The sequence below is a fragment of the Trinickia sp. genome, assembly GCF_051961175.1.
GTDB lineage: Bacteria > Pseudomonadota > Gammaproteobacteria > Burkholderiales > Burkholderiaceae > Trinickia.
Genome location: NZ_JBQCDN010000206.1, coordinates 1 through 6823, shown reverse-complemented (window position 1 = coordinate 6823; position 6823 = coordinate 1). Strand labels below are relative to the sequence as shown.

Below are 6823 nucleotides of genomic sequence, written 5' to 3'. Positions count from 1 at the left end.
GGATGGTAGGCGCGCAGTTTGCCGAGCAGCGAGCGTGCGTCGGCATCGATCTGCAGCATATCGAGATACGCTTTTTGCATGAAACCTTCGCGCACCGTGTGCTCGAGCATGGCGGTGAGCGGCGCGTAGTAGCCGCCGATGTCGTACAGCCCGATCGCCTTCTTGTGATACCCGAGCTGCGCCCAGGTGAAGACCTCGAACAATTCCTCGAGCGTGCCGGCGCCGCCGGGCAGGGCGACGAAGGCATCGGACAGATCGGCCATCATGCGTTTGCGGTGATGCATATCGGGTACGACGTGCAGCTCGGTCAGCCCCTTGTGGCCCACTTCCTTGTCGACGAGCAGTTCCGGGATGACGCCGACGACGCGGCCGCCCGCGGCGAGCACTTCGTCGGCGATGACGCCCATGAGCCCCACGCGCCCGCCGCCGTAGACGAGCGAACAGCCGGCGTCGACGAGGGCGCGGCCGAATGCTTGCGCCGCCCGCGCGTATTCAGGCTTGGCGCCCATCGACGAGCCGCAGTAAACGCAAACCGATTTCATTCGAGTTCCTTGGCGCTGCCGCCCCGGCCGCCTAGATCGCGCGGGGGCAAGTAATCGTGGAATTCGCGCTTGGGCAGCTTGCCCGAAACGAGATCGTCGAACAGCTGGCGCGAGCGGCCGCGCAGATACGGCGCCATGATCGAGATGACGTGCACGCTCACCTGATGCAGCTCTTCGCGGATCGCCCCTTGATCGTTGTACTTGCGCGGGTTCATCACGAATTGGTACGACAGCCAGTACGTGGCGATCACCCCCATGTTCGTGGCGATGACCTGGATTTCCTCGGGCGTGGCCACCATCTCCTCGTCGGCGACGAGCAGTTCGCACATCTGCTTCGCGAAGCGAACCTTGTGGCTGATGATCTGCTTGAAGTGCATCTCGAGCGTGCGGTTGCGCGCGAGCAAATCGTTCAAATCGCGATAGAGGAACCGATAGGTCCACATGAAATCGGCCATGTATTGCAGGTACGACCAGGTTTCGTCGATGGTCGGACGATGGTCTTCCGGAAACCGCAGACGCTTTTCGATCGCTTGCTCGAACTGCGCAAAGATGCTATTGATGATGTCGTCTTTGTTGCGGAAATGGTAGTAGAGATTGCCTGGGCTGATCTCCATTTCCTCCGCGATCGTCGTGGTGGTGACGTTCGGCTCGCCGATCTCGTTGAAGAGCTTCAACGATAACTCGAGGATCCGTTCGCGGGTGCGGCGGGGAGTTTTGGCTTCCATGTCGTCCGGCCCTGTGCTGCCAGGCACGCGCGGCGCTCGCGCGACACTGCGTTGATGCACCCGGCTAGGTTGGTATCTGTGGCACTGCGTCGGGCGATTATAAACCGGTCGTTCTGTTCCCTGAACTTTGCGTCGGGATTTCCTGAAAGGGGCCTTCGTGAGGGCCTAACCGCCGATCCAGCGCACGATTATCGGACCGACGATGAGGCCCCACGTCAGCACACAGGTGGAAAGGGCGACCATGACGGCCGCGCTGCCGAGATCCTTCGCGCGCCGCGACAATTCGTGACGCTCGAGGGAGATGCGATCGATCGCGGCTTCCACGCTCGAATTCAACAATTCGACGATCAGTACCAGCAGCACCGAGCCGATCAGCAGCACATGCGACACCGCATCGACGGGCACGAGCACGCCGCACGGCACGAGAATCGCGGCGAGCGTGAGTTCCTGGCGGAACGCGCTTTCTTCCTGGATCGCGACGCGAAAGCCCGCGATCGAGTTTTTCAGCGCATGCCAGGCGCGCGTGAAACCGCGGTTGCCCTTATACGGGTTGAACGGCAGTGGCTCCAACGGATCGTCGGGCGAAAGCGGCTCGTGCGACACGCTTTCGGGCTCGTTCAGATCGGGTTGCTCGTCCGGCGCGAGCGGCTCATCGCGTTTCATGCGGCCGCGTTTTCCTCTTGCTCGCCGGTACGGGCGAGCGGTTTCAGATGCGCGGCGAATTGCATCGAGGCCGCTTGCCACGAAAAGCGCTCGGCCCAGGCGCGCGCATCGGCGCGGTCGATCTTGAGCGCATCGAGGCACGCCTCGCGCAAGTCTTCGTTCATCGCGCCCGCCCGGCTGTTCGTGCCGAGCACGTCGATCGGCCCGGTGACGGGGTATGCCGCGACCGGCGTGCCGCACGCAAGCGCCTCCAGCAGGACCAGCCCGAACGTATCGGTGCGGCTTGGAAAGACGAAGACATCGGCGGCCGCATAGACTTTCGCCAGCTCCGATTGGCTCAGCACGCCGAGGTAGTTGACTTCAGGATAGCGCGATTTGAGTTCGGCGAGCGCCGGGCCTTCGCCGGCCACCCATTTCGATCCGGGCAGATCGAGCTTGAGAAAGGCTTCGACGTTCTTTTCGATGGCGACGCGGCCTACATACAGAAAAATCGGCCGGGCCGTATTGAGCACCTTCGATTCCATCGGATGAAAGATATCGAGATCGACGCCGCGTGTCCACAGGACGACGTTGTCGAAGCCGTGCTGTTCGAGGTCGCTTTTCACGACGGGCGTCGGCGCCATCACGGCCAGCGAGGGCCGGTGGAACCAGCGCAGGAAGCGATAGGTGGCCGTCGTCGGAATGCCGAAGCGCGCTTGCACGTACTCGGGGAAGCGCGTGTGGTAAGCCGTCGTGAACGGCAGGCCCCGGCGTATCGCATAGGCGCGCGCCGCGAGCCCGAGCGGGCCCTCGGTGGCGATATGCAGGGCATCCGGCGCGAACTCGTCGATCCGCGCATGCACGCGCCGGCGCGGCAGCAGCGAGAGGCGAATTTCGGGATAGGTCGGGCACGGGATCGTGCGGAACTCGAGCGGCGTCATCAGTTCGACGCGATGGCCGAGCGCGGTCAGTTCGCGCGTCGTGTTCTTCAGGGTGCGTACGACGCCGTTGACTTGCGGTTCCCAGGCGTCGGTGACGATCATGATTTTCATGCGGTCGGATCCGGTTCGTTCGCGAAGCGATTAGGCCGTAGCCTTGGTTTTACCCGGCTGAGCGGCCGGCGAGCGCATGACGGTCCAGTAGACCACCTTCAATTCCCCGTCGAGCGTTTCGACGAGTGCCGACAAGCTCTCCACCCAGTCGCCGTCGTTGCAGTACAGCAAGCCGTCGACGTCGCGGATTTCGGCCTTGTGGATATGGCCGCAGACCACGCCGTCGCAGCCGCGCCGGCGCGCCTCGTCAACCATCACCTGCTCGAACGAGGAGATAAAATTGACGGCGTTTTTGACCTGATGCTTCAGATATTGCGAGAGCGACCAGTAGTGCAGGCCGAAGCGGCTGCGCAGGCGGTTGAACCAGCGATTGAGGACGAGGATGCCCGTATAGGCCGTATCGCCGAGATAGGCGAGCCATTTCGCGTGCTGGATCACGCCGTCGAACAGATCGCCGTGGACGATCCACAAGCGCTTGCCCGTGAGCGTCGTGTGACACGCTTCGCCGCGCACATGGATGTCGCCGAACGCGAGATCGCAGAATTGACGCGCCCCCTCGTCGTGATTGCCCGGGATGTAGATGACCTGCGAGCCCTTGCGCGCCTTGCGCAGAATCTTCTGCACGACGTCGTTGTGCGCTTGCGGCCAGTACCAGCCTGTCTTCAGTTGCCAGCCGTCGATGATGTCGCCGACGAGATACAGGTATTCCGACTCGTTGTGCCGCAGAAAGTCGAGCAGATAGGGCGCCTGGCAGCCGCTCGAACCGAGATGGATGTCGGAGAGCCAGATCGTGCGGTAGCGCAGCGGTTCGCCGACGCTGTCGTCGTTCTGGCACCCCGCGGTGTCCTCGGTACCCGGCCCCGGCACGTGCGCCGCCCCGCCGCTCGGCAGGGCGGGTTGAAAGGGGACGGTATCGACGCTTGCGCCGAGTTGCCTGAGAAGGGAAGTCGCGGACGTCGTGCGGTCCATGGCTTCTCGCGTCGAGTTGGACATGCGCACATTGCGCCATGCGACCGTGACTGCCACATGACAGTCACGCGAAGTTCTTATTACGTGCGTTTAAGGGCGCGATCGGCGGGTTCGCTGCGAGGGACCGGTATCGACGGGTATCGACGGGTATCGACCGTATCGACTGGTATCAGCGGCGCTCGGCTGCGACGATGCGCGTACCGGCGAGGCGGTCGTGGGGGAACTGGCGGGCGGGATCGAGCCGCGCTGCGGCCGCCCAGAGGATGAACCAGGCGGCCGTGGCCGCGAGGGTGGCGGGGACGGGGGAGTGAGCGAGCGGATGCAAGGCGAGCGGCGGCAGGAACCAGAGCCACGCGGCGAGATAGCGGGCAAGCGCGCGCATGACCGTGGGCGGCTGGCCTGTATGCGCGGCGACGAGCCGCAAACGCCACGTCTTCATCGGCAGCGTCTGGCCGCCGCGGGTCCAGCACCAGACGAAATAAGCGCCGACGACGAGCGCGATCCACACGGTCAGCACATTGTGGTGCGTGAGCCCATTGCGTTGTTGGGTGAGCGTGGCGAACAGATAGCCGGCGATGAACACCACGCCGAACAGCAGCACGCTTTCGTAGACGAGGGCGGCAAGGCGCCGGCGAATGGTCGGCAGGGGCGCGGGCGCCGGCCCCGGGGCGGCCGGCGGATCGGCCTGCGGCGACGTGACCGGTGCTGGGGGCGCCATCTTGCTCAGGCGCCGCGAAAGATGGACGGCTCGTCCGACGGCGACATCGGCGTCGGGGGGACCGGAACCGTCGTATTGACGGGACCTGATGCGCCCGAACCCGAGGCGGACGACGCAGACCCTGCGCCCGAAGCAGCGGCCGCACCGCTTGCCCCCAGCGGCGGATTCACGAGGCGGTTCAGGCCGCGGACCTCGCTGCGCTCGCCGAGCGGCGGCGCGCTGACGATCGTCTGTTTGCGCTTGCGCCCGATGGCGGCGAGTTTCGCCTTTTGTTCGGGCGAAAGCTCCTGATAAGCCTGCCAGGCTTTCTTGCGCGCTTGCGGCGGCAGCGCCTTGGAGACCTGATAGTTTTCGCGGGCGACACGCCGCTGATCGGGCGTCATATGCACCCATTCAGCCATCCGCTCATGCAAGCGTTTTTGCGCTTCCGGCGACATCTTTGCGAAACGTGCTGCGATCTTGATCCATTTTCGCTTACGTTCGTCGCTGAACGTATTCCACTCGGCGGCGAACGGCGCCAGCGCCGCATGTTGGTCGTCGCTCAGATGCGACCACGAGAGCGGATTGGTGTCATTGACGAGCGGCGGGAACTCGACCGAGAGCGGCGCGAGCTGCACGGGCGCGACGCCTTGCGCGCCCGCCGCTTGATGCGCGGGTGCGGTCGGAAAGAATCGGGGGTAGGTGGCCGCGAACGCGACCGCCGCGGCGATCGCGCACCCGAAGACAACGGCCAGGCCGCGCTTATAGCTCACCGGCGTTATTCTCCGCCTGCCTCAGCGTGCTCGTGACAAGTAAGCATTGAACCCGTGGTCAAGATAAGCATTCAGAGGCAAATCATCGCTGAGCATGGCCGCATCGATGTCGGCCAGTTCGGCGGAACGTTGCGCGTTTTCCCAGTAAGCGATGAACGCGACGCCGCCCACCAGCGCCACCAGCGGCCAGACGCGCAGGATGCGGCCAAGCGGCGAAAGGCGGCGCTTGGCCACGGGCGGCAGATCGACCGCGCCGCCGGCACCGGCGTGCGCGAGCACCGGCGCGAAAGCCGGGGCGGTGACAGGTTCAGGCTTCTTGCGAGCGAGGGCGAGACGACGCGCGCCGGCCAGGCGATCGAGCGTGGCGGCGGGCAGGTCGGCGGCGCTTTCGTCGAGCGCGCGGCGGATCTTGCCCGCGAACTCGAGTTCTTTGATTTCTGGAGCGGAGCTCATAGCGTAATTCCTTTGGCCTTGAGCGCGACCGCCAACGTGTGCGTCGCTCGGGAGCAGTGCGTCTTCACGCTGCCCTCCGAGCAGCCCATCGCGGCGGCGGTCTCGGCGACATCCATATCTTCCCAATAACGCATGAGGAACGCCTCCCGTTGACGCGCCGGCAGCTTTTGAATCTCTTCGTCGATCGAGGCGAGGATTTGCTCGCGCTCGAGCCTGAGTTCGCTGCTCAGGCCGGCGCTCGAGCTGTCATCTGCTTCGATCGTCTCGAGCGGGTCGAATTCCTCGTCGTCGGCGCCGCCGAGCGACGAGAACAGGCTGACCCAGGTGTTACGCACCTTCTGACGGCGAAAATAGTCATGCGTCACATTCTGCAAGATACGCTGAAATAGCAGCGGAAGCTCGGCAGGCGGACGGTCGCCGTATTTTTCGGCGAGCTTGATCATCGCGTCCTGGACGATGTCGAGGGCGGCGTCGTCATCGCGCACGGCGTAGACGGTGTGCTTGAACGCGCGCCTTTCGACGCCCGCCAGAAAATCGGCGAGTTCCTTGTCTGATGCCATCCGAGGGGGGCGGCGCGATTTTCGCGGTGCGCCGTAATCGATAGAAAAATGTCGTAAAACCCGCGGATGCTAGCAAACTTTCGAGATACTGGGGGACGACTTGACGCTATTAGAGGTGAAAAGCCGGGGTTTCGGGCGCAAAACGACCGGTTCCGCCGCGGTCCGGACCCGGCCGGGGTAAGCATTTTCGCTTGATTTTTCTTGACCTGCGCGCGCTTAACCGTTAAGGTTTCCGGTTCGCAACATAAGTGATTTGTCTCTTTTTGGGCGGGCCCATGAAGCTCGTCTGTCAAAGTGGACGCGCCGCTTGAACCCGAGCCATAAGCCCGGCAGAGAGCACCCGATCAATTTTTTGCCGAAAATTCGAAAGGTTAACGATGAACATGCCCAGCGCGGAATTCTCCACGTCG

9 protein-coding genes are annotated in these 6823 nt (G+C 63.8%); all 9 read right to left on the bottom strand.

The genetic code is table 11. From position 1 onward, the window contains the following. A partial coding sequence (locus ACTHL0_RS12460; RefSeq protein WP_440567054.1) for a TIGR00730 family Rossman fold protein occupies positions 1-542 on the bottom strand: 542 nt, incomplete at its 3' end. Then, complete coding sequence (locus tag ACTHL0_RS12455) at positions 539-1267, bottom strand: TetR/AcrR family transcriptional regulator (RefSeq protein ID WP_440567053.1); 729 nt, start codon at positions 1265-1267, stop codon at positions 539-541. The genes ACTHL0_RS12455 and ACTHL0_RS12460, both read right to left, overlap by 4 nt. Before the next feature lie 165 nt (positions 1268-1432). After that, positions 1433-1990 carry a diacylglycerol kinase gene (locus ACTHL0_RS12450; protein ID WP_440567056.1) on the bottom strand — a complete coding sequence of 186 codons (558 nt, stop codon included), beginning with the start codon at positions 1988-1990 and terminating at the stop codon, positions 1433-1435. Further along, positions 1927-2961 (bottom strand): glycosyltransferase family 4 protein, encoded by a 1035-nt coding sequence (locus tag ACTHL0_RS12445; protein WP_440567052.1) that lies wholly within the window; start codon positions 2959-2961, stop codon positions 1927-1929. Before ACTHL0_RS12445 ends, ACTHL0_RS12450 begins: the two co-directional genes overlap by 64 nt. A 30-nt stretch (positions 2962-2991) precedes the next feature. Further along, positions 2992-3930: a UDP-2,3-diacylglucosamine diphosphatase gene (locus ACTHL0_RS12440; protein ID WP_440567055.1), complete on the bottom strand. Its 939-nt coding sequence runs from the start codon at positions 3928-3930 to the stop codon at positions 2992-2994. A gap of 169 nt (positions 3931-4099) precedes the next feature. Continuing rightward, positions 4100-4648 (bottom strand): RDD family protein, encoded by a 549-nt coding sequence (locus ACTHL0_RS12435; protein ID WP_440567051.1) that lies wholly within the window; start codon positions 4646-4648, stop codon positions 4100-4102. 5 nt (positions 4649-4653) lie between these two features. After that, a complete protein-coding gene (locus ACTHL0_RS12430; protein ID WP_440567050.1) occupies positions 4654-5400 on the bottom strand; it encodes a DUF3106 domain-containing protein in 747 nt (248 codons plus the stop codon). A 21-nt stretch (positions 5401-5421) separates the two neighbouring features. Further along, the gene (locus ACTHL0_RS12425) at positions 5422-5853 is read right to left on the bottom strand and encodes a DUF3619 family protein (RefSeq protein ID WP_440567049.1); all 432 of its coding nucleotides are present in this window, start codon (positions 5851-5853) and stop codon (positions 5422-5424) included. Next, positions 5850-6413, bottom strand: a complete 564-nt coding sequence (locus tag ACTHL0_RS12420; RefSeq protein ID WP_440567048.1) for an RNA polymerase sigma factor — start codon at positions 6411-6413, stop codon at positions 5850-5852. The genes ACTHL0_RS12425 and ACTHL0_RS12420 overlap by 4 nt, the downstream gene beginning before the upstream one ends. Positions 6414-6823: the final 410 nt, after the last annotated feature.